At 71.1% G+C, this 22,283-nt stretch carries 22 protein-coding genes; 18 read left to right on the top strand and 4 right to left on the bottom strand.

The window, feature by feature from the left end; all coding sequences use genetic code 11:
* Window positions 1-2: 2 nt before the first annotated feature.
* Entirely contained in the window at window positions 3-1,238 is a 1,236-nt protein-coding gene (locus EDF19_RS03110; RefSeq protein WP_123679440.1) for an ABC transporter substrate-binding protein, read from the bottom strand.
* 204 nt (window positions 1,239-1,442) lie between these two features.
* Here EDF19_RS03110 and EDF19_RS03105 point away from each other — a divergent pair, with 204 nt between their 5' ends.
* The 8 genes from EDF19_RS03105 (at window position 1,443) to EDF19_RS18775 (ending at window position 9,860) form a co-directional block, all read left to right on the top strand.
* Window positions 1,443-2,459 (top strand): LacI family DNA-binding transcriptional regulator, encoded by a 1,017-nt coding sequence (locus EDF19_RS03105; protein ID WP_260216883.1) that lies wholly within the window; start codon window positions 1,443-1,445, stop codon window positions 2,457-2,459.
* Between the two features lie 264 nt (window positions 2,460-2,723).
* Window positions 2,724-4,043, top strand: coding sequence for an ABC transporter substrate-binding protein (locus EDF19_RS03100; RefSeq protein ID WP_185022642.1), 1,320 nt, complete (start codon window positions 2,724-2,726; stop codon window positions 4,041-4,043).
* Window positions 4,040-5,011, top strand: coding sequence for a carbohydrate ABC transporter permease (locus EDF19_RS03095; protein WP_185022641.1), 972 nt, complete (start codon window positions 4,040-4,042; stop codon window positions 5,009-5,011). The genes EDF19_RS03100 and EDF19_RS03095 overlap by 4 nt, the downstream gene beginning before the upstream one ends.
* Complete coding sequence (locus EDF19_RS03090) at window positions 5,011-5,859, top strand: carbohydrate ABC transporter permease (protein WP_260216882.1); 849 nt, start codon at window positions 5,011-5,013, stop codon at window positions 5,857-5,859. The genes EDF19_RS03095 and EDF19_RS03090 overlap by 1 nt, the downstream gene beginning before the upstream one ends.
* Window positions 5,860-5,982: 123 nt before the next feature.
* Window positions 5,983-6,687, top strand: a complete 705-nt coding sequence (locus EDF19_RS03085) for an acyl-CoA dehydrogenase (RefSeq protein ID WP_123679437.1) — start codon at window positions 5,983-5,985, stop codon at window positions 6,685-6,687.
* A gap of 7 nt (window positions 6,688-6,694) precedes the next feature.
* Window positions 6,695-7,252, top strand: coding sequence for a signal peptidase I (locus tag EDF19_RS03080; protein ID WP_123679436.1), 558 nt, complete (start codon window positions 6,695-6,697; stop codon window positions 7,250-7,252).
* Entirely contained in the window at window positions 7,249-7,989 is a 741-nt protein-coding gene (locus tag EDF19_RS18965) for a hypothetical protein (protein ID WP_185022640.1), read from the top strand. The genes EDF19_RS03080 and EDF19_RS18965 overlap by 4 nt, the downstream gene beginning before the upstream one ends.
* Window positions 7,986-9,860: a choice-of-anchor G family protein gene (locus EDF19_RS18775; RefSeq protein ID WP_148071016.1), complete on the top strand. Its 1,875-nt coding sequence runs from the start codon at window positions 7,986-7,988 to the stop codon at window positions 9,858-9,860. The genes EDF19_RS18965 and EDF19_RS18775 overlap by 4 nt, the downstream gene beginning before the upstream one ends.
* A gap of 3 nt (window positions 9,861-9,863) precedes the next feature.
* On the opposite strand, the gene EDF19_RS18960 is transcribed toward EDF19_RS18775, so the two are convergent.
* On the bottom strand, window positions 9,864-10,019 hold the full coding sequence (locus tag EDF19_RS18960; RefSeq protein ID WP_185022639.1) for a hypothetical protein: 156 nt from the start codon (window positions 10,017-10,019) through the stop codon (window positions 9,864-9,866).
* Between the two features lie 169 nt (window positions 10,020-10,188).
* Window positions 10,189-10,635: a MarR family winged helix-turn-helix transcriptional regulator gene (locus tag EDF19_RS03065; RefSeq protein WP_123679435.1), complete on the bottom strand. Its 447-nt coding sequence runs from the start codon at window positions 10,633-10,635 to the stop codon at window positions 10,189-10,191.
* Window positions 10,636-10,756: 121 nt separating this feature from the next.
* Here EDF19_RS03065 and EDF19_RS19280 point away from each other — a divergent pair, with 121 nt between their 5' ends.
* The 3 genes from EDF19_RS19280 to EDF19_RS03050 are packed head-to-tail and all read left to right on the top strand — an operon-like array spanning window position 10,757 to window position 12,761.
* Entirely contained in the window at window positions 10,757-11,740 is a 984-nt protein-coding gene (locus EDF19_RS19280) for a helix-turn-helix domain-containing protein (protein WP_221180609.1), read from the top strand.
* A gap of 23 nt (window positions 11,741-11,763) precedes the next feature.
* Complete coding sequence (locus tag EDF19_RS03055; RefSeq protein ID WP_260216881.1) at window positions 11,764-12,072, top strand: hypothetical protein; 309 nt, start codon at window positions 11,764-11,766, stop codon at window positions 12,070-12,072.
* Window positions 12,069-12,761, top strand: coding sequence for a DUF6766 family protein (locus EDF19_RS03050; RefSeq protein WP_123679434.1), 693 nt, complete (start codon window positions 12,069-12,071; stop codon window positions 12,759-12,761). Before EDF19_RS03055 ends, EDF19_RS03050 begins: the two co-directional genes overlap by 4 nt.
* 7 nt (window positions 12,762-12,768) lie before the next feature.
* Here the strand turns inward: EDF19_RS03050 and EDF19_RS03045 are convergent, their stop codons facing one another.
* On the bottom strand, window positions 12,769-13,806 hold the full coding sequence (locus EDF19_RS03045) for a LacI family DNA-binding transcriptional regulator (RefSeq protein ID WP_123679433.1): 1,038 nt from the start codon (window positions 13,804-13,806) through the stop codon (window positions 12,769-12,771).
* 146 nt (window positions 13,807-13,952) lie between these two features.
* Here EDF19_RS03045 and EDF19_RS03040 point away from each other — a divergent pair, with 146 nt between their 5' ends.
* From EDF19_RS03040 to EDF19_RS03010, 7 genes are all read left to right on the top strand, one after another.
* Window positions 13,953-15,251, top strand: coding sequence for an ABC transporter substrate-binding protein (locus EDF19_RS03040; RefSeq protein WP_123679432.1), 1,299 nt, complete (start codon window positions 13,953-13,955; stop codon window positions 15,249-15,251).
* Between the two features lie 2 nt (window positions 15,252-15,253).
* Window positions 15,254-16,276, top strand: coding sequence for a carbohydrate ABC transporter permease (locus tag EDF19_RS03035; RefSeq protein WP_123679431.1), 1,023 nt, complete (start codon window positions 15,254-15,256; stop codon window positions 16,274-16,276).
* The gene (locus tag EDF19_RS03030; RefSeq protein ID WP_123679430.1) at window positions 16,276-17,157 is read left to right on the top strand and encodes a carbohydrate ABC transporter permease; all 882 of its coding nucleotides are present in this window, start codon (window positions 16,276-16,278) and stop codon (window positions 17,155-17,157) included. Before EDF19_RS03035 ends, EDF19_RS03030 begins: the two co-directional genes overlap by 1 nt.
* Window positions 17,154-19,679, top strand: coding sequence for a beta-glucosidase (locus EDF19_RS03025; protein WP_395859404.1), 2,526 nt, complete (start codon window positions 17,154-17,156; stop codon window positions 19,677-19,679). The genes EDF19_RS03030 and EDF19_RS03025 overlap by 4 nt, the downstream gene beginning before the upstream one ends.
* Window positions 19,680-19,946: 267 nt before the next feature.
* Entirely contained in the window at window positions 19,947-20,915 is a 969-nt protein-coding gene (locus tag EDF19_RS19345) for a glycoside hydrolase family 16 protein (protein ID WP_260216880.1), read from the top strand.
* Window positions 20,916-21,044: 129 nt separating this feature from the next.
* Window positions 21,045-21,779 carry a GAF and ANTAR domain-containing protein gene (locus EDF19_RS03015; RefSeq protein WP_123679429.1) on the top strand — a complete coding sequence of 245 codons (735 nt, stop codon included), beginning with the start codon at window positions 21,045-21,047 and terminating at the stop codon, window positions 21,777-21,779.
* Window positions 21,780-21,843: 64 nt separating this feature from the next.
* Window positions 21,844-22,275 (top strand): hypothetical protein, encoded by a 432-nt coding sequence (locus EDF19_RS03010; protein ID WP_148071015.1) that lies wholly within the window; start codon window positions 21,844-21,846, stop codon window positions 22,273-22,275.
* The last annotated feature ends 8 nt before the right edge of the window (window positions 22,276-22,283 follow it).

Raw genomic sequence — 22,283 nt, 5'->3', positions numbered from 1 at the left:
CGTCAGTTGCTCGACTGGGCGTTCTTCAGGGCGTCGGCGGGCGAGTCCTGCCCGGTCAGCGCGGACTGCACGGCGGTGTAGATCTTCGTCGCCGCCTTCGGCCAGTCGGCGCCGAGCTCACCGGTGCGGGCACGGGCGTCGGCGACCAGGTCGACGAAGACCTGCTCCTCGGGGACGTCCTTGCCGAACTGCTGCGCGGCCGCGGTCTTCGAGGGGATCGTGTACCGCAGCTTCGCCATCGCGAGCTGGTTCTTCGCGTCGTTCATGCACGCGACGACCTTCGCGGCGACCTGCTGCTTGGCCTTGTCGCCGGTGTTCGGGACGGTCCAGACCTCGCCACCGAGCGGGGCGACGGCCTTGTCGCTGGCGGACTGCACGGGGATCTGCGCGATGCCGTAGTCGACCTTCGACGCCTTCAGCCCGGGGATCTGCCACGGTCCGTTGATCATCATCGCGGCCTTGCCGGCCATGAACTGGTCGTTCACGTCGGCCTGGGTCCAGTTCACGACGCTCTTCGACATCGAGCCGTCGTCGACGAGGCCCTTCCACAGCGACAGCGCCTCGGTGGTCTCCGGCGTCGCGATGTCCTTCTCGTCGCCACCGTTCGACCACATGAACGGCAGGAACTGCCAGGTGCCCTCGTAGGTGGCGTTCGCGTCGACGGCGAACCCGTACTGGCTGCCCTTCGTGAGCTTCTTCGCCGCGGCCTGCAGCTCGTCCCACGTCTTCGGCGGGGTCACGCCGGCGTCCGACAGGACCTTCTTGTTGTAGAACAGCGCGATGGTGTTCACGGTCGGCGCGAGTCCGTAGACCTTGCCCTCGTACGTACCGGCCTGCAGCACGCCCTTCGCGTAGCCGTCGGTGGAGATGCCGTAGTCGGTGAGCGGGGAGAGCGCCCCGGTCTCGGCGATCTGCTGGAGGTCCGGGTTGTCGAGCATCAGGACGTCGGGCAGGGTCTTCGACGACGCCTGCTGCAGGACCTTCTGGATGAGCGAGGAGCCGGGCACCAGACTGCGCTTGATCGTCACGTCGTTCGCAGCCCCGCACTTGTCGAGGTAGTCGCCGATGACCTTCTTGTCGTTGCCCTGGTTGTAGTAGTCGAGCACGGTGATGGAGTCCACCTTGCCGCCGGAGCTCGCGGACGAGCCCCCGGAGCAGCCGGCGAGGACGAGGGGGACGGTCGCCAGCATGGCGACCGCGCTGAGGACCGGGGCGATCCTGCGGTGTCGAGGCTTCATTGCTTCGCTCTTCTCTGGATGGTTGCCGGACACGAGGCGGACGTACCGCTCGTGGATCGGACCGCGAACCGGACCAGAACCGCTCCGTCGCGTCCCGAGTGCTGCGAAGCTAGCATCTAAGCGCTTCGACAGTAAAGCGCTTAGACGAACATTTTCCGATCGGTCCAGCGCTACAGTGAGCGGACCACACGAACGGGAGACGCCATGGCGACGATGCAGCAGGTCGCCGACCGGGCGGGGGTCTCGATCGCGACCGTGTCGTTCGTGGTGAACGGGAACAAGCGGGTGTCGGAGGAGACACGGGCGCGCGTCTCCGCCGCCATGCGCGAGCTCGGCTACCGCAACAACGTCGTCGCACGGGCGCTCGCCTCACGCCGGACCCGGATCCTCGCGCTGCTCTTCCCGGTGCTCGAGCAGCGGCTCGGTCAGACGGCGCTGCAGTTCTTCACCAGTGCCGCGAGCCGCGCCTCCGAGCTCGGGTACCACCTGGTGCTCTGGCCGGCCGCGACCACCGCCGACGACGTGCGCGACCTGATCTCCGGGGGCCTGGCGGACGGCGTCGTCGTGATGGAGGTCACGATGCACGACCCCCGGATCGAGCGGCTCGTCGAGATGGACGTCCCGTTCGTCTCCATCGGCCGCACCGCCGACCCCTCGTCCATCTCGTTCGTCGACATCGACTTCGAGCGCACGGTCGAGGACGCCCTCGACCACCTCGCCGGGCTCGGGCACCGGCGGATCGGTCTCGTGGTCGAGGACCTCGACGGCACGGCGATGGCGGAGTACGGCCCGAAGGTCCGGTCCGAGGCAGCGTTCCGCTCGTCGATGGCCCGGCGCGGGCTCGACGGGACGGTCGTCGCGTCCGGGGCCTCGGCCGAGGGCGGTCGTGCTGCGGCGCGGGAACTCCTCGAGCGCGACCCAGGGGTGACCGCGGCGATCATCATGAAGGACGACTCGAACTTCGGCCTGGTCAGCGGACTGACGGCCGCCGGGAAGCGGGTGCCCGAAGACGTCTCGGTCATCGCGATCGTCTCCTCCGACGGCGCCGGAGCGGCCACGGAGCCGGTGCTCACGACCCTCAACGCGCCCGGCCCGGAGCTCGGGCGGCTCGCGGTCGAGTCGCTCGTCGACCGGCTCGAGGGCGCCACGACCGACCTCACGCACACCCTCATCCCGTGTGCCATGCACCTGGCGGACTCGACGGGTCCCGCGCGCGCCTGACGCGCCGTCGACGCGACCACCCACCGGCCGGGAGGCGCGGGTCGGCCCCGCCCCGCGCCTCCCGGCCGCCGGTCCGCACCTTTCGGGCTGCGCGACAGTTCACGGGGCCGCGAACGCGTGAACTGTCGCTGAGCGCGAAATCCGCGCGCCGCACCGCGCCGCACCGCGCGCGCACCGCCCGCCGCGCCGCGCCCACCGCGCACTCAGGCCATGTTTGGTTGTGTGGACGCACAGGTTCAGCACCACACGTCGAGGAGGACGCGGATGGCGATCGACCGCAGGATGTTCCTGCTCGGGGGAGCGGGGGTGCTGCTGCTCGCCGGTTGCTCCACGCGTCCCGAGCGCACGCTCGTGGGGGACTGGCCCACCGATCCACCGGAGGGCGAGGCCACGATCAGCTGGTGGGCGGGGCAGGTGGCCTCGAAGGACGGCGGTGACCTGCGCCGCCGACTCATCGCAGAGTTCCAGAAGGAGCACCCGAACATCCGGGTGCGCATCGTCTCCGCGCCGAGCGACACCGACACGAACCGGACGAGCCTCACGACGCAGATCGCGGCCGGCAGCAGCACTCCGGACGTGTACCTCGGCGACGTCGCGTGGCCCGGGCAGTTCGCGAAGAACAAGCTCGCGACCCCGGTGAACCAGCTCGTGGGCGAGGACTTCTTCGACCAGTTCCCGGAGGGCCTCCGACAGGCGGCGAGCGTCGACGGGACGTACTACATGTTCCCGCTCTACATCGACGAGTCGTTCTTCCTGTACCGGAAGGACCTGCTCGCGAAGCACTCCCTGCAGGTGCCGCGGTCGTGGGAGGAAGTCCGTGAGACCGGCGCGAAGCTCGTCGACACCGGGGACGTGAGCTACGGCTTCGCGTTCCAGGGCGACGTCTACGAGGGCCTCACCTGCAACGTCACCGAGTTCGTCGCCGACGCAGGCGGATCGCTGCTCAACGACGACCTGACGAAGCCGGAGACCACGAGTTCGGAGACGAAGCGTGCGTTCGAGTTCATGCGCTCCCTGATCACGGACGGCGCGAGCCCCCGGGCCACCCTGACGTACCAGGAGCAGGACACGAACGACGCCTTCTCGGGAGGTCGGGCGGCGTTCCTCCGCAACTGGTCGTACGCGTGGGGCATCGCGAACGGGCCGGACAGCCGAGTGGCGGGCAAGGTCGGTCTCGCCGCGCGCCCGACGTTCGACGGGCAGGACGAGCACCACTCCACGATCGGCGGGTGGGGGAACTACATCAACCCGCACACGCAGGAGCCGGCAGCCGCACTGACCTTCGCGCGCTGGATGTCGAGCGAGACGGCGCAGCAGTTCCTGACCCGCGAGGGCGGTGTGCTGCCGGCGCGGTCGGCGAGCCTGGTCAGCGACGACGCGAAGCGGCAGAACCGCCCCACCTACGACACGGCTGCCGGCATCACGCTCGTGCCCCGCCCGACCTCGACCGCGTACTACCCGAAGGTCTCGCAGGGCATCTACCAGAACGGCAACAGCATCCTCGGCGGTCAGGCGTCCGTCGACGGCGGCACGAGCGCGATGGCCTCCGCGATCTCGCTCGCCCTGCAGGGGGCTGCGCTGTGAGCGCCGGCACGGCCACGCGGTCGTCGACCAGGCCTGGAGGCGCGGGTCGCGTCGATCCGCCACCTCGCCTGAGCGGGCGGTCGCGCCTCGACCGCATCCGCGCGCGTGGCGCGTGGGGCTTCGCGGCCCCGGCGCTGCTCGTCGTGGCTGCGGTGACGATCTTCCCGGTCGTCTACTCGATCGTCCTGAGCTTCGCCGACGTCGAGGTCGGCTACGAGGGGTTCACGATCCAGTCGTTCGGGTTCGGCAACTACGCCGCGCTGCTGCAGAGCGCCGACTGGTACCGGGCGCTCGGGTTCACGGTGCTCTACACGGTCGTGACGGTCGCGGTGGAGCTCGTCCTCGGCATGCTCGTCGCCCTGGTGCTCGAACGGCTCGGGGCGACCCGCGGGTGGATGCTCGCGCTCATGCTCGTCCCGTGGTCGCTCGTCACGATCGTGAACGCGCAGCTCTGGAAGTACATCTACGACAGCACGTACGGCGTCGCGACGTGGTTCTTCGGACTGTTCGGGGACGCCCCTGTGATCCTCGGTGAACCGGTGCCCGCGATCACCGGGCTGATGGTCGCGGACATCTGGAAGACCACGCCGTTCGTGGCGATCATCCTGCTCGCCGGGCTCGTGCAGATCTCCGAGGACCACTACGAGGCCGCCGAGCTCGACGGCGCGAGCACCTGGCAGACCTTCTGGCGGGTGGTGTTGCCGCAGCTCACCCCGACCCTGACGATCGCGGTGCTGTTCCGCATCCTGCAGGCGTTCGGCGTCTTCGACCTGCCGTTCGTGCTGACGAACGGGGGTCCGGGCACCGCCACACAGTCGCTCGCGATCATGGGCTACAAGGTCCTGTTCCAGGACATCAACATCGGGCCGGGCGCGGCGATCGCGACGTCCACCGCGATCATCGTCGCTGCCGGCTGTCTGCTGTTCCTCCGGGCGTTCCGGAACCAGGCGAAGGGAGGGGACGACTGATGCCCCGTCAACGCGTGCGCAAGGGTTGGCGCAAGTGGGTCAACACCGTCAACGTCAGCGGGGTCGTCATCGCGGTGCTCACCGCGCTGCCCCTGTACTGGCTCGTGACGACGTCGTTCAAGCCGGCGTCCGAGATCTCGCAGTCGCCGCCGACGTTCTGGCCGGTGTCGGTGACCTTCGACAACTTCGTGGTGGCGTTCCGGGACAACGCGCTCGGTCAGTACATGGTGAACAGCGTGATCGTGTCGGTGTCGACGACCGTGATCGTCCTGGCACTGGCGTTCCTGGCGGGCTACGCGCTCGCGGGTCGGTGGATCAGGGGACGCACGGCGATCATGACGTCGTTGCTGATGCTCTCGGTGTTCCCGGCGATCGCGGTGCTGACGCCGCTGTACCTGCTCGAGCGGAACCTCGGGCTGCTCAACTCGTACCCGGGCCTGATCGTGCCGTACGTCGCGTTCAACCTGCCGTTCGCCATCTGGATCATGCGCAACTACCTGGTGGGCATCCCCTCGACGATCGAGGAGGCCTCCGAGATCGACGGCGCCGGTGCCTGGCGCACCGTGCTGAGCGTGATCCTGCCGATGGCGAAGCCAGGGTTGTTCACGGTCGGTGTCTTCACGTTCACGGCGTCGTGGAGCGAGTTCCTGATGGCGCTGACGTTCAACAGCGAGAACTCGTTCCGCACGATCCCGGTGGGCATCGCGCTGTTCGGCACCCAGTTCACGGTGCCCTTCGCGCAGATCTTCGCGGCGAGCGTCGCGGCGACGGTGCCCATCGTGATCCTGGTGCTCGTGTTCCGACGCTCGATCGTCTCCGGACTCACCTCGGGGGCCGTCAAGGGGTAGCGCCGCGGTTGATTCCGCACCAACAGTGAGCAAGGATCAGCACAGACGTCGACGACGACGGCCGGGACCAACCACCCCGGCCGTCGTCACCACCGATCGGCGTCACGGATCAGGAGACACGTCATGGCTGACAGCACCGCGCCCCCGCGCGCCCGGAAGCGGAACCGGAACCGCAACCGCGTCCTCGCCCTCGCCGCGGGAGGGGTCCTCGTCGTCGGGGGCCTCGGCTACACCCTCGCGTCGTGGACGGACACCGAGTGGGTGTTCGGCGGCAACGGCTCCGGCGGACCAGGGGTCGGCACCTCGGGCTTCGAGGTCGAGCAGAACGTCCTGGCGCCCTTCGCCGCGGCCGGGTTCACCTCGGACGAGTCGAACTCCGGCCAGGCGCTGCGGTTCACGGTCGACGCCCTCGCGCTCTCGCCCGGCACCGCGACGTACGCGCCCGTCGCGCTCCGCACGACCGCCGGGTCGATCGCCGGCGACGTCGCGCTCAGCGCCGCGGTGCCGGCGGACGGCGTCACGGTGACCGACGCGGACCAGACGCTCTGGGACGCCCTGCACGTCCGGGTCGCGACGACGACGAGCACCGCCGCCGCGTGCGACGCCACCGCGTTCACCACCCCGGGGAACGTCATCGCGGACGGGCCGCTCGGCACGACCGGGGGATCGGCCGCGCAGCCGCTCGCCGCGGCCGCCGGTTCGACCCAGGTCTACTGCTTCGAGGTCTCGCTCCCCGAGTCACCGACCCTGCCGTCGGGCACCACGGTCGACGCGCTCCAGGGGCGCACGGCCGCGCCGGCCTGGCAGTTCGCCGCCGAGTCCGACTGACGCCGCCGTGCGCGGCACCGCCCCGTCGACGTCCGCCACCGAGGACGCGACACCACGTCGTCGTCCCGTCGACCGCGTCCGGACCGTCGTCATGACGGTCGCGGGCTCGGTCGGTCTCGCCTGCCTGCTCGCCTGGGCGGCGGTGGCGTTCACCGGGCTGTCCTTCGTCGTCGTCACCACCGGCTCGATGGCGCCGACGATCCCGGCAGGCGGACTCGCGATCACCCACCGGGTGTCCGCCGCCGAGCTCGACGACGGCGACGTCGTGACCGTTCCCCGTCCGGGGTCGACGCTGCCCGTGACCCACCGGATCGTCGCGATCGAGCGGGTGCGTGGCGACGCGGCCGCACGGTCCCTGACCCTGCGCGGCGACGACAACACCGCCGACGACCGGCAGCCGTACGTGGTCCGCGACGCCGGACTCGCGCTCGCCCACGCCCCGGCGCTCGGCACCGTCCTCGTCGCGCTCACGAGCCCGCCCGCACGTGGGCTCGCGGTCGCGGTGGTCGGGGTACTCGTCGCGTGGGCGTTCTGGCCCGAGCGTCGGCGCGAGCAGACGACGTGATGCGCCCGCTCGCGCTGCTCGCCGTCGTCGGTGCCGTCCTCGTCGGCTCGGCGGGCGTGGGGACGACGGCGGTCGCGGTCGCGGCGACGGACTGGAGGCCCGTGGCGACGACCGGCACACCGGGTCGCCTGGTCCTCGACACCGGTCCGACCCCCCTCGCACTCCCCGACCCGGCGCTCGGTGGCGACGTCACGTGGCAGATCAGGACCCGGGTGGAGGAGCCGGGTCCGGTGACCCTCGACCTGCAGGTGCAGGGCCGTGGTGCGCACAGCGCGGGCACCGACGGCGTGATGGTCTCGGTGGCGACCTGCGACGAGGAGTGGCGCCACCCCGACTCGGCGCCGACCTGCGAGGGACGGGTCGCCGAGCTCGTGTCGGCGACCCCCGCGGCCGACTGGGCGACGGCGAGCCCGGCGGTCCGCATCCCGGACCCGGACGGCGACGGCACGGCGTACCTGCTCGTGCGGCTGTCCCTCGGCGACCCCGCCACACCGCTCGCGCCGTCGGCCGAGGTCGGCATCGGCGTGACGGCGCAGGGGGACGGCCCCGGGCCTGGGCCTGGGCCTGGTTCTGGTTCTGGGCCTGGTTCTGGTTCTGGTCCTGGCCCGGCTCCCGGTGTGCTCGCGATGACCGGTGGCGGGTTCCTCGGACCCGTGCTCGTGGCGGTCGCGGCGCTGCTGACGGGGGTGGCGCTCCGGCTCCGTCGTCCCGTCCGCGCCGCGGGAGGCGCACCGTGACGCCGCGTCTGCGTCCCCGTCGCCGCGCCGGTCTGCGTCTGCCGGCCGTGCGCCGCGGGCGGTTCGCGGTCGCGACCGGCGTCGTCGTGGCGGCTGCGCTCCTGACCCCGGCGGCCGTCCCGAGCAGCGCGTCCTGGAACGACCGCGAATGGGCGCACGGCGGCGTCGGGACGTCCTCGTTCGACTGCGGTGCCGACGCCGACTACACCGCGACGGCGTCGAGCCGGTTCCTCAGCGGGAGCCTCGCGGGCATCGACCTCGACGACGTGGCGACCGTGCGCGGGGTCACCGTGGCCAAGACCGGTGCGGCGCCGGCCGCGGTCGAACCCGTCACCGCGCCGGAGCTCGGCAGCGGCGGGCGGCCGTTCACCCAGGCGTTCGGGAACCCGCTCGACGTCGGTCTGCTCGGGGACCTGGTGGGCATCGACCTCACCGGCCTCGGCGTCGGGCTCCCCGCGGGGTCGGCCGGTGCCGTCAACCAGGTGGCGACCGCCGCGGGCACCGGGGAAGCGGTGGCGGCGTCCGGTCTCGTGGCGGACTCCGGCGGTGTGCTCGTCACCGACACCACCCCGACGAGCGACCTGCCGGACCCCGCGTCGATCACCCTCGGCCGCGCGCTGCCGGGCATCGCGGACGTGACCGACGTCGGGCTCGACGTCGGTGCGGTGGGGGCGAGTGCCGAGCTCGACGGATGCGACGCGATCCGCGAAGACGTCTGGGGCGGCGTCGTGCAGCGCACTCTCGCGACGAACCTCCGCACCGCCGTGCGGGCAGCTGCCGTGCAGACCGTCGCCGATGACGCCGAGACGTTCGGCGTCGAACGCGACTACGGCATCGCGAGCCTGGACCTGCGGGTCGACAGCCCGCTCGTCGGCGCCCTGGTCACCGCGGTGGACGACACCGTCGTGCAGCTCGACTCCGCGGTCGACGCCCTCGGTGGCCGTGACGGGGTGCTCGCGCGGACGATCGACCAGGGCGTGCTGGGGGTGCTCGGGGGGCTCACCGGCAGCCTCGGGCTCGGCACGATCGGCGGGACAGTGGAGATCACCGGCCCGGACCTGGCCGGCGCGGTGGCACCGCTGCTCGCCGAACCGGTGCAGGACACGGGTGGCACGCTGTCGCTCGACCTGTCGGCGGGGTCGGTGCGTGTCGACCTCGCGCACCTGCTCGGGGACGACGTGCACGGACTGAACGACCTGCCGCCGAACCACGAGGTGGTGCTCGATGCGACGACGCTCGGCGCGCTCGCGGACCGGCTCGGACAGGTCATCGACTCATGGGCGTCGAAGGTCACCGCCGCGTTGACGACGGCGCTCGGGGCCCTCCACGTCCGCATCGCCCTGGCCGCCGACCTCAGCGCGCCCATCCTCGGCATCCGGCTGAAGATCGCCACGCTGTCCGTCGGGGTGGACACCGGTGTCGCGGCGCTGATGTCCGGGCAGACGAAGCTGACGGTCGGTGTGGCGCTCCTCGGGCTGAACCTCGGCCCGCTGCTCGGCGTCGTCACCGGCCTCGCGACCTCGCTCGTGAACCCGCTGACCCAGGCGGTCGTCGGCACCCTGACGACGCAGCTGTTCGCCGTCGTCGGCACGCTCGGCACGACCATCACCACGACGATCGGCGGCCCGGTGGTGCGCGCACTCGGGACGGTGCTCGCGGGGTTGCCCGGCGTGCTCTCGCTGCGCGTCAACGTGCAGGAGGACACCGGCACGGGCAGTGCCTCCGGCGGGCGCGCCACGACGGGTCGGTACTCGCAGACGGCACTCCGCCTGACGATCGCGGACGCGCTCGTGCCCGGGGGACTGGCGCGGGTCGACCTGGCGAGCGCCGTGGTCGGGCCGAACACCGTCTCGTTGGTTCGGCGGACCTGATGATCAGCGTCGACGCGGGTCCCGGGCGGTGTCCGTGAAGCAGTCGTCGGTCAGGCCGGGTGCTTCCTGCAGCTCGCCGTACTTCCAGCGCTTGCGCATCCGGCGGAAGGTCTCGATGCGGACCGGGTCGATGTCCGGCTGCGTCTCGTAGGTGCTCATGATCCTCCCCGTTCTCCGTGGTCGGCACGGATGACCCCCGTGTGGGGGCATCCGAAGGAGAACCTACGGGCGAGAACGCTCGACGTCCGGCAAGATAGGTAGGGAAGTTACCCAACTGCGCTTGACGGACAATCGTCTGGGCGTGATCATCCGCGCCCGTAACCTGCCGTCAGGGGCCCGTTGCACCGAGGTCGATGGCCGCGACGATGCGATCGACGATCCGGACGAAGCGGACCCTGTCCCGATCCGAGAAGGAGGCCATCAGCTCGTGCAGGTGCTTGTTCGTGCCGTCCATGGCGTGCGAGTAGTCGAGCCTGGCCGCGTCGGTCAGTTCGATGTGCCTGCTCCGGCCGTCGGCAGGGTTGGGGATGCGGCTGAGGTGGCCGTTGCGCTCGAGTCGGTCGACCATCCCGGTGACCGCCGGACCGGTCAGGCCCAGGTGCTTCGACAGGTCCTTCACGCGAACCGTCCGACCCGCTTCCTCTGCCCGGGCCACGTACTGCAGCACCGTCAGGTCGCCGCCGGAGACGCCCAGCTGGTCGCGCAGTCGACCGCGGAGGTCGGCCACCGCGGCCTCGAGTCGGGTCAGGGCGGCGTCCAGGTCGAGATCGCTCACAGGAGCGCCCCCTCTGTGCGGATCGGTTCCGCGTCACGATACGCCGCACTCACCCCGACAGCGTATCCAGATAACGAGCGAGATGACGTGATCCGGACATCCCTCGTGGAATCGGCGCGTCGTGGCTGACCCGATCGACGTCGAACGGCCCGACGAACCGGTGGTCGAGTCGGTCCGGTTCGAGCTCTCCGGGAGCGACCCGGAGTCCGCTGCACGAGACCTCGCGGGGGCGCTCGGCGCCGAGCCGTGGTTCGCGCGGCCGACCGACGGCCCGTTCAGTTACCGGTACACCGCGGTCGGGGACTCCGAGGTGAGCATCCGGCGCTCGCAGATGCGCGGGTTCCTGCGCGGCGAGGTGCCGCTGGGGCGTGACTACGTGGCGACGTGGATCACGGCGGGCAGCGCGCAGCTCGACGTGCTCGGGCAGCAGGTGGACCTCCGTCCCGACGCGCCGACGCTCTTCCCGACCGACCACGACTTCGTCTTCCTGGCAGCCGACTACGACCAGCGCCTGGTGCACTTCGACCGTGCCCTCGTGCACCGCGTGGCGGCCGAGCGACTCGGCGTCGGGTCGCGGCCGCTGTCCTTCGACCACACGCGCGAGCCCGATCCCGACGTGCTCCGGCAGTGGCACGCATCGCTCGGGGCGCTGTCCCGGGCGCTCCGGGTCGCCGGGCCCGGGTCCGCGGCGTGGGAGGACGCGAAGGCCGCGGCGGTCGTCGCGTTCCTGGACACCTTCCCGCCGGCGCTCGACGACCTGCCCCCGGTGCTCGGCCTGCCGCGGAACGCCCGGCTCCGGGCCGCCGTCGAGCACATCCACACCCACGCGTCCGAGACCGTGACGATCGCGGACCTCGCGGCGGTGGCCGGGTTGAGCGTGCGATCGGTGCAGGAGTCGTTCCGACGGGTGTTCGACGTGTCACCGCTGACGTACCTCCGAGGCGTCCGGCTGGACCGGGTGCGTGCCGAACTGCTCGAGCTCGATCCCCAGGCCGGCGTGATCGGGGACGTCGCCCGGCGGTGGGGGTTCGCACACCTCGGACGGTTCTCGGCGTCCTACGCAGAGCGTTTCGGGGAGTACCCGAAGCAGACGCTCCGGCGCTGACGGCGGGACCGTAGGCTGCACACGTGGATGCACCGCTGCCCTCGGGGACGACACGACGACGCGTCGAACTCCGGATCGTCCGACCGCCCCTGACGTGGTTCGCCCGCCCGACCGTGACGATCGACGGGGTCGGGCACCCGGCGCAGTGGGGGCGCGGCACCTGGGCGGTACCGGACGAGGGCGGCACCGAGATCGGCGTGTACCTGTTCAACCGGGTCTGGCGGTTCGGCGACGCGCGGGCCACGGTCACCGCGGACGGGACGTCCGACGCGCTCGAGTACCGCGCCGGGGTGCTGCCGGTCGGACCCGGGAGACTGCGGCCCCACAGATGAGCGTGCTGCTGCGGAAGCGTCCCGACGAGTGGTCGTGGCTCCGCCGGAACGGACTGCTCGTCGCGAACGCGGTCGTGTTCCTGTCGTGCTTCGTCGGGATGGTGTTCGCCGGGTGGCGGGTCGCGAGCCACGACGCGCTGCTGCACGGGCAGGCCGCCGAGTCGCTCTGGGCGTTCCTGTCGAGCGGTGACTTCGCCGAGGCCACGTTCGAGAACTGGGAGAGCGAGTTCCTGCAGATGGGCTCGTACGTCGTGCTCACCACCTTCCTGTTCCAGAAGGGGTCGAGCGAGTCGAAGTCGCTCGACGACGACGCACCCCAGGACGCCGACCCGCGAGAGCACGCCGACGACCCACGCGCGCCGTGGCCGGTCCGCCGGGGCGGTGTCGCGCTCGCCCTGTACGAGAACTCCCTGCTGATCCTGTTCGGCGTGCTGTTCGCCGGCAGCGTCGTCGGGCACGTGATCGGGGGAGCGGCGGCGTTCAACGAGGAGCAGGTCGAGCACGGTGCCGCCGTCGTCACCGCGTGGCAGTACCTCGGCACCAGTCAGTTCTGGTTCGAGTCGATGCAGAACTGGCAGTCCGAGTTCCTGGTGATCTCGGTCATGGTCTGGGCGACCGTGTACCTCCGGCAGCGCGGATCGAGCCAGTCGAAGCCCGTCGCTGCGCCCCACGGCCAGACCGGGGACTAGCCCGTCGTCAGGTCCTGCCCGCGGGCACCGGCCCGGTGCTCTGCCGGACGCGCAGGGTGGTCGGGAGCCGGACGTGGTCGGACGCGACCTCGCCCCGGAGCATCGTCAGGAGCATCTCCACCGCGCGGGACCCGAGCTCGGCGAGCGGCTGCGACACGGTGGTGAGCGGCGGGGTGGTGATGGCTGCCTGCGGGACGTCGTCGAACCCGACCACCGACAGGTCCTCGGGCACCCGGAGTCCGAGCTCCGCGGCGGCGCGGAGCACGCCGATCGCCGACGAGTCGTTCGCGGCGAACACCGCGGTCGGCCGGTCCGTCAGCGACAACAACTCGCGGGCGACGGCGGCGGACTGGTCCTCCTGGTACCCGCCGTCGCACAGCAGCCGTTCGTCGACGGTGATGCCGGCGGCCGCCAGCGCTGAGCGGTAGCCGGCGGCACGGAGCTGCGCGGACGCGAGGTCGGCGCGGCCCTGCAGGTGCGCGATGCGGGTGTGGCCGAGGGCGAGCAGGTGCTCGACGGCCTGGACGGCACCGGCTTCGTTGTCGGCGTCGACGGTGGCGTGCCCCTCCGGGCCGGTGTGCGGGTCGATCGCCACGACGGGGATCGACGAGCTCGACAGCGCCGTGGTCGGGGTGACGACGATCGCGCCGTCGATCAGGGTGCCGGACAGCCGGGACAACGACCGGCGTTCCCAGCCGGGCCGGTCGGCACCGGTCATGAGCCCGGCGTAGGCGAGCAGCTCGTAGCCGGTGCCGGTCGCCGCGCGGGAGATGCCCCGGAGGAGCTCCGTCGAGAACGGCTCGAACTCGGGCACGAGGATCCCGACGACCCCGGTGCGCGAGCTCCGCAGGCTGCGGGCGACCAACGAGGTCTCGTAACCGAGGTCCTCGACCACCTGCTGCACCCGGAGCATCGTCGCCGGAGCCACGCCGTCGCGCTGGTTGATCACCTTGGACACCGTGGGGATCGAGACCCCGGCGACCCGTGCGACGTCGCCGATCGTCACCCGGCCGGTACCGGGACGCGCTCCGAGGGCCGAGTCCATGTGCTCACCGTACCGCTGTACCGCGACGAAATGAGCGTAGAAAACGTTATCGATATCGATTGACAACGCGGGGGATCACCTGGCACGCTCTCCGCAGCGGCAGTCGATGTCGCCACATGTCAACGACGACACTCAGGAGATCCACGATGACGAGGAAGATCCGTGCCGCGGCAGCCATCGCGCTGATCGGGGCGACAGCGCTGGTGGCCGCAGGCTGCTCGGCGGGCAGCGATGCCGCCGACGACGGCAACGGCAAGGTCACGATGACCTTCTGGCACAACTCCACCACCGGACCGGGCAAGGCCTACTGGGCCTCGACGGTCAAGGCGTTCGAGAAGAAGTACCCGAACGTCACCATCAAGACCCAGGCGATCCAGAACGAGGACCTGGACGGCAAGCTCCAGACCGCGCTCAACTCCGGCGACGGACCGGACATCTTCCTGCAGCGCGGCGGCGGCAAGATGGACGCGATGATCGCCGCCGGGCAGCTCATGGACATCTCCGACTCCATCAGCGCCGACGCGAAGAAGTCGATCAGCGCCGGTACCTTCGCGGGCTACGAGAAGGACGGCGGCACCTACGCCATGCCGGGCGCAGTGCTGCCCGAGGGCATCTGGTACTCGAAGGACCTGTTCGAGCAGGCCGGCATCGAGGGCACTCCGACCACGATGGACGAGCTGAACGACGACATCGCCAAGCTCAAGGCGAAGGACATCGACCCGGTCGCCGTCGGCGCGAAGGACGCTTGGCCGGCCGCGCACTGGTACTACAACTTCGCGCTCCGCGAGTGCAGCCAGAAGACGCTCGAGGGCGCCGCGAAGTCGCTGGAGTTCGACAACGCGTGCTGGACGAAGGCGGGCGAGCAGCTCGAGGACTTCAACGCCACGAAGCCGTTCAACAACGGCTTCCTGACCACCGCGGCGCAGCAGGGTGCCGGCAGCTCCGCCGGTCTCCTGGCGAACCACAAGGCGGCCATGGAACTCATGGGTGCGTGGGACCCGGGTGTGATCGCATCGCTCACCCCGGACGGCAAGCCGCTGGCCGACCTCGGCTGGTTCCCGTTCCCCACGATCGACGGTGGCAAGGGTGACCCGAAGTCGATGATGGGCGGCGTCGACGGCAACTCCTGCTCGGCGAAGGCCCCGAAGAAGGCGTGCACCGACTTCCTCAACTTCATCGTCCAGAAGGACAACCAGGAGGCGTACTACACCGCCTTCAACGCCATCCCCGTCAACCAGGACGCCCAGTCCGTCGTCGACTCGGACTACCTGAAGTCCGCGCTCGCCGCCTACAAGGACGCTCCGTTCGTCTCGCAGTACCTCGACACCCTGTACGGCCAGAACGTCGGCAACGCGCTGAACACCAGCGTCGTCGACCTGCTCGCCGGCAAGGGCAGCGCGAAGGACATCGTGGAGACCACCAACCAGGCTGCGGCCAAGGGCTGAGCATGACCCTCGACACCTCGCTCGGTACGACTCCGGCCACCGGGTCGGACACGGCCGCGGGGACGTCCCCGGCGGGGAGCGGTACGCCGCTCCCCGCCGGTCGGCGGTCCACGCGCCGCATCGCGGACTGGCGCAAGCGCGTCGAGATCGCGGTCCTCGCAGGACCCGCCGTCATCGTCTTCGTGACGTTCGTGATCCTGCCAGTGGGCCTCGCCGCCTACTACGGCTTCTTCAAGTGGCAGGGCTACGGCCCACCCACCGACTTCGTGGGGCTGCAGAACTACATCATCATCTTCCAGGACAAGGCGTTCCACGCGGTCCTGATGCACAACGGCTTCATCGTCGTGCTCTCACTGGTGCTGCAGGGGCCGATCGCCATCGTGCTCGCGCTGCTGCTCAACCAGAAGATGCACGGCCGCGGGCTCGTCCGCGTGTTGGTCTTCGTGCCGTACGTCATCTCCGAGGTGATCGTCGGCACCGGGTGGAGCCTCATGCTCCAGTCGAACGGCGCGGTGAACGACCTGCTCCAGGGCATCGGGCTCGGCGGGCTGCGGGCCGACTGGCTCTCGAACCCGGACATCGCGATCTGGACCCTGCTCGTGATCATCTCGTGGAAGTACATCGGCTTCGCGGTGATCCTGTTCCTCGCCGGCCTGCAGAGCATCCCCGAGGAGCTCTTCGAGGCGGCGGCCATCGACGGTGCCGGCTACTGGCAGATCCAGCGGCGCATCACCCTGCCGCTGCTCGGTCCGACGATCCGCATCTGGGCGTTCCTGTCGATCATCGGGTCGCTCCAGCTCTTCGACCTCGTCTACATCATCTGGGGGCAGTACATCGCCTCGACGGCGGGGACCTCGACGATGGCGACGTACATGGTGGCGAACGGCCGCACGTCCGGCAACTTCGGCTTCGGCAGTGCCGTCGCCGTCGTGATGTTCGTGATCTCGCTCGCCGTCGCCCTGATCTACCAGCGTTTCGTGCTCCGGCGGGACACCGCCGGCGCACTGACCGAGAGGAAGAACTGATGGCCACCACGACCATCGTCGCCCCCGGGCGCCGGGCCGCGCGGGACCGCCGGTCGAGCGCCGCCATCGGCCGCGCGAACCCGTTGACCTACGTCGTGGCGATCCTGTTCGTCGCCGCGAACCTCGCACCGGTGCTCTACATCGTGCTGGGTGGCTTCCGGACCAACTCGCAGATCACCACGAGCCCTGCCGGCCTGCCGGCTCCGTTCGAGTTCGGCAACTACGGCGCCGTGCTGTCGAGCGGCATCTTCTGGCAGCAGCTGGCCAACTCGACGATCTCCGCCGTGACGACCACGGCGGGCGTCGTGGTGCTCGGCCTGATGGTGAGCTTCGTGCTCGCCCGCTACCGGTTCGCCGGGCGCGGTGCGCTGTACGCCCTGTTCGCCGCCGGGCTGATGTTCCCGATCACCGTCGCCATCACGCCGCTGTACCTGCTCGTCAAGGACCTCGGTCTGACGAACAGCCTGGCCGGGGTGATCCTGCCGCAGATCGCCTTCGCGCTGCCGACGACCGTGATCATCCTCGTGCCGTTCCTGCGGGCGATCCCGGACGAGCTCGAAGAGGCAGCGTCGATCGACGGTGCGAGCCGCCTCGGGTTCTTCTTCCGAATGATCGTGCCGCTGTCGCTGCCCGGCGTCGTGACCGTCGGGATCCTGGCGTTCATCGCGAGCTGGAACAGCTACATCCTGCCGCTGTTCATCCTGAACCACGAGGGCAGCTACACCCTGCCGCTCGGCGTCCAGGCGTTCTCGTCGCAGTACTCCGTCGACACGGCCAAGGTCCTGGCGTTCACGTCGATGTCGATGATCCCGGCGCTCGTCTTCTTCACGATCTTCCAGCGCCGCATCGTCGGCGGCCTCACCGGGGCGGTGAAGGGGTGACCGCGACGGACGCGACCCGGACCACCGGACGCGAGCCGCGCCTCCAGGCAGAACGCAACGCGACGGCCAGCGCCGACGCGATCAGCGCCGATCGCCCGACCACCCTGCTCGCCGCGATGACCCTCGAGGAGAAGGCGGCGCAACTCGTCGGCTACTGGCTCGACCAGAACGGCGTCGTCGCACCGATGCAGGGCGAGATGGCCGCCACACAGGCGGGCACGACGCTCGCCGACATCACCCGCGACGGCATCGGTCAGTTCACCCGCGTCTACGGCACCCGCCCCGTCGAACCCGACGAGCGTGCTGCGTGGCTGTGGGCCGAGCAGCGACGCCTCAAGCGCGAGACCCGCCTCGGCATCCCGGCGCTGGTGCACGAGGAGTGCCTCACCGGCCTCGCCGCGTGGAAGGCCGCCACGTTCCCGACGCCGCTGGCGTGGGGCGCGTCCTTCGACCCGGAGCTCGTCGAGCAGGTCGGCGCCGCGATCGGGTCGTCGATGCGGCAGCTCGGGGTGCACCAGGGCCTCGCACCGGTGCTCGACGTGATCCGGGACCCGCGGTGGGGACGGGTCGACGAGTGCATCGGCGAGGACCCGTACCTGGTCGGCACGGTGGGCACCGCCTACGTGCGTGGCTTGCAGTCCGCCGGGGTCGACGCGACCCTCAAGCACTTCCTCGGCTACTCGGCGTCGCAGGCGGGGCGGAACCACGCGCCCGTGCACGTCGGGGCCCGTGAGGTCGCCGACGTGTTCCTGCCGCCGTTCGAGATGGCAGTGCGGGACGGCGGGGCGCGCAGCGTGATGAACTCGTACGCCGAGATCGACGGCGTGCCCGTCGCCGCGAACACCGAACTGCTCACCGGGGTGCTCCGCGACGAGCTCGGGTTCGACGGCACCGTCGTCGCGGACTACTTCTCGGTCGCGTTCCTCGAGGTGATGCACGGCATCGCCGCCGACCGCGGCGAGGCCGCCGGGCTGGCGCTCGAGGCCGGGATCGACGTCGAACTGCCGACCGGCGACGCGTACCTGGCGCCGCTCGTCGACCGGGTCCGGTCCGGACTGCTCGACGAGGCGTTCGTCGACCGGGCCGTCCTGCGTGTCCTGCGGCAGAAGGAGCGACTCGGCCTGCTCGACCCCGACGTGTTCGAGGACGAACCACCGACCGACATCGACCTCGACACCCCGCTGCACCGCTCGCTCGCGAAGCAGCTGGCCGCTCGGTCGCTCGTGCTCCTGTCGAACGACGACGCCGTGCTCCCGCTCCGTCCGGGGGCCTCGGTCGCCGTGATCGGTCCGAACGCCGACCGGGCCGAGGCGCTGCAGGGCTGCTACTCGTTCGCGAACCACGTGCTCGCGTCGCACCCGGACCTGCCGCTCGGCTTCGAGATCCCGACCGTGCGCGAGGCGCTCACGGACGCGCTCGGCCCGTCGGCGGTCCGCTTCGCAGCGGGGTCGGCCGTCACCGGTTCCGACCGAGACGGGTTCGCCGACGCGGTCGCGGTCGCGTCCGCCTCGGACGTCGCGGTGGTCGTCGTCGGGGACCAGGCCGGCCTGTTCGGGCGCGGCACCGTCGGCGAGGGCAACGACACCGAGTCGCTCGACCTGCCCGGTGTGCAGCGTGAACTCGTCGAGGCCGTCGTCGCCACCGGCACCCCGACCGTCATGGTGCTGCTGACCGGCCGGCCGTACGCGATCGGGTGGGCGCTCGACGCCGACGTGGACGGCACCGACGTGCACGGCGCCGACGCGCTCGACGACGACGCGGACGACACCGACGCGCGGCCCGGCGTCCGCGCCCGGCCGGCGGCCGTCGTGCAGGCGTTCTTCCCGGGGGAGGGCGGTGGCCTGGCCGTCGCCGACCTGCTCACCGGGGCGGCGTCGCCGTCCGGCCGACTGCCCGTCTCCCTTCCGCGAGCGGCCGGTGCGCAGCCCTACACGTACCTGCACCCGCGGCTCGGTGGCCCGTCCGACGTCACGGCCGCGGACTCCACCCCGGTCCGTCCGTTCGGCTTCGGCCTCGGGTACACGTCGTTCGCGTACGAGGACCTCGTCGTCGACGACAGCGTGCCCTCGGACGCCGTGTTCGAGGCGTCGGTGACCGTCCGGAACACGGGGGAGCGGTCCGGCGAGGACGTCGTCCAGCTCTACGGGCACGACGTGCACGCCACGGTCACCCGGCCGGAGGTCCAGCTGCTCGGCTACGCCCGCGTCGCGCTCGGTGCCGGGGAGTCGACCCGGGTGCGCTTCCGCGTCCCCGTCCAGCGCTTCGCGTTCACCGACCGCGGCATGCGCAAGGTGGTCGAGCCCGGTGACGTCCAGGTCTGGGTCGCGTCCCACGCGGCGGCGTCACGGCCTGGAGGCCCGGTGCAGGCAGGTGGGATCGTCGCGTCCGGCGACGGTCCGGTCCGCCGGCCCGTCCCCGGCTCCGCCACGGACCGTGCGACGGTCACCGTCACGGGGCCGGTGCACGAGGTCACCGCCGACGACCAGCGAATCGTGGGGTGGTCGAGCACGCCGGTCGAGTGACGCTGCGCGGCCGCTGGCCGGGACACCAGCCCCGGCCAGCGGTCGTTCGCGAACGGGTCACCTCCAGGACCCCCCAAACAGGGCACAGATGATGCATGATGTTCGCGGACGTGTCACCGAAACCCATTCGGCACGCCTCCGTCCGTCCCCGAACCCCCGCGCCGAACCTCGCGCCCGAGCCCCCGAGGAACCCGACATCGCCACTCGAAGCACGTGCACGCCCATGCGCGACACGACTCCCCTGACCCTCGTCGAACGGAACTCCCGATGAACGCCCGACGCGCCATCCTCGCCGCCGCAGCAGCCGGCGCACTCGTCATCGGCGTCCCCACCGCCGCCTCCGCCCAGACCTGGTGGGGGTGGAGCGGTCACCACCACTCCCGCCCGACACCCACCCCGACCGTGACGCCGGACGCCGACGTCACGCCCACGCCGACCCCCTCCGAGACGTCCGAGCCCGAGCCCACGGACGACACGACGGCGACCCCGGACTCCGCGCCGGTCGTCGACCAGGAGACGCCCGCCCCGGCCGAGGACGCCGAGCCCGCACCCACCGCCTCGCCCGAGGCAGAGGAAGCGGCCACCGCTCCCGAGGCCGACGCCGAAGCCGACTCGTCGGACGTCCCCGACGCCTCGTTCGTCGAGACCTTCGACACCGACGCGGCCGCCGGCCAGGTCACCGCTGTGTACCCACAGTCGTGGCAGCCGTACCCGGACGGCACGTCCGGCATCTACGAGCCGAGCAAGACCGTCTCGGTGCACGACGGCGTGATGGACGTCCAGCTCGGCGGCGCCGGAGCAGCCGGCACCTTCGGCACCGTCGACGGCGCCTGGGGCCACGTCGGGGGCTCGTTCTCCGTCCGCGCCAAGGCGACCGGCGGCGACGGCAACGGCGCGGCCTTCATGCTCTGGCCGACCTCGGGCACCTGGTCCGACGGCGAGATCGACTTCCCCGAGGGCAACTTCGAGTCGAGCCCGTCCGTGTTCCACCACTCGATGACCCCGGGGAACGAGGCGGACCGCGTCCAGCTCGGCACCGGTGTCTCGTGGCGCGACTGGCACACCTACACGGTGGACTGGAAGCCGGGCGAGTCGGTGACCTACAGCGTCGACGGCAAGGTCCTCGGCACGATCACCCACGACGTGCCGACCACGGCGCACCGCTTCATGTTCCAGACCGGGAACTGGGGCGACTCCGGGAACCTGCTCATCGACTGGGTCTCGACCACGGAGTGAGCACCTGACCACACTGCGGACGGGAGGCACGGTGCCAGCTGGCACCGTGCCTCCCGTCCGTCCGTCGGTCGCGACCACCGCGACGCGATCCTGGAACGCGCGTGACGCGTCACCCCGTACGTTCGGGGCATGACCACCGATGATCCCCGTGGCGGCGCCGACCGTTTCGAGCAGCTGACCGGCGGACTGCGTGAGGTCCTCGCGCCCGACCTCGCGGTCCTCGACGCCACGGACCGCGTCATCGACGCCTGCGTGCGACTCACCTCGGCGACCGAGGCCGGGATCGTCCTCGCGGACGGATCCGGGGTGCTCCGCGTCATCGCGTCCACCAGTGAGCGCAGCAGTGACGCCGAGGAAGCGCAGCTCGGGACGGGTCAGGGTGCCTGCCTCGACTGCTACCGCAGCGGGAAGTCGATCGACGTGCCGGACGTCAGGACGCACGCAGCGCGGTGGCCGGCGTTCGTCGAGACCCTGCGCGAACGCGGGCTCGTCGGCACGTTCGCCGAACCGATCCGGCTGCGCCAGGACACCATCGGATCGCTCTGCGTCTTCGCCGACCACGACCGGGGACACGACGACCGGGACGTGGTGCTCATCCAGCTGCTCGCCGACGCCGCCTCAGCCGCACTCGTCCGCCAGCGGGTCGAGGGGCGGCTGCTCACCCTCGACGAGCAGGTCGCCGACGCGCTCGACGCGCGGGTGACGGTCGAGCAGGCCAAGGGTGCGCTCGCCCACCGGCGGTCCATCGGCATCGACGAGGCGTTCCAGGTGCTCCGGAAGGCGGCAGGACGTGCCGGGCGCGGGCTGCGCGAGGTCGCCGACGACGTGGTGACGCGTGGGGCCGACCTGTCCGGGGCGGTCTGACGGCGGTCGGCCCGTCACCCGATCGTCACCCGGCGCCCCGACGGTCCGTGCTTCGCTGGGTGTCGTGGAGCGGTCTCGCGGGTGGGTGTCGGGGGCGGTGGTCGTGACGGCCCTCGTCGCGGCTGCCCTGAGCGGGTGCGCGACGAGCGCTGCCGGGTCCTGTGCCGGCACGACGATCGACCTGGGTGAGTCGACCCTCGAGCCCGGGGGAGTGGTCCGGCTCAGCGTCGACCACATGTGGCAGACGTGCGAGGACACCGGTGGGACATCCCGTCCGGCCGACGACGTCACCGTGACGATCACGCCCGAGTCCACCGGGAAGGACGTGCTGATCGGCCGGCCCGAGCCGAGCGGCGACCTCGACACCGTGCGTGGCGCGTTCGACCTGCCCGAGGACCTGCCGACCGGCGCTGCCACGCTGTCCGTGCAGTCGCACGGTGGTGACCAGGCCGGTGCGGAGCTGCCCGTCACGATCGGCGCGGTGGGCCGGAGGTAGTCCTACCC

Source organism: Curtobacterium sp. PhB115, assembly GCF_003752025.1.
Taxonomy (GTDB): Bacteria; Actinomycetota; Actinomycetes; order Actinomycetales; family Microbacteriaceae; genus Curtobacterium.
Note: the sequence above shows the minus strand (reverse complement) of the source record. Positions and strands in the feature narration are given on the sequence as shown.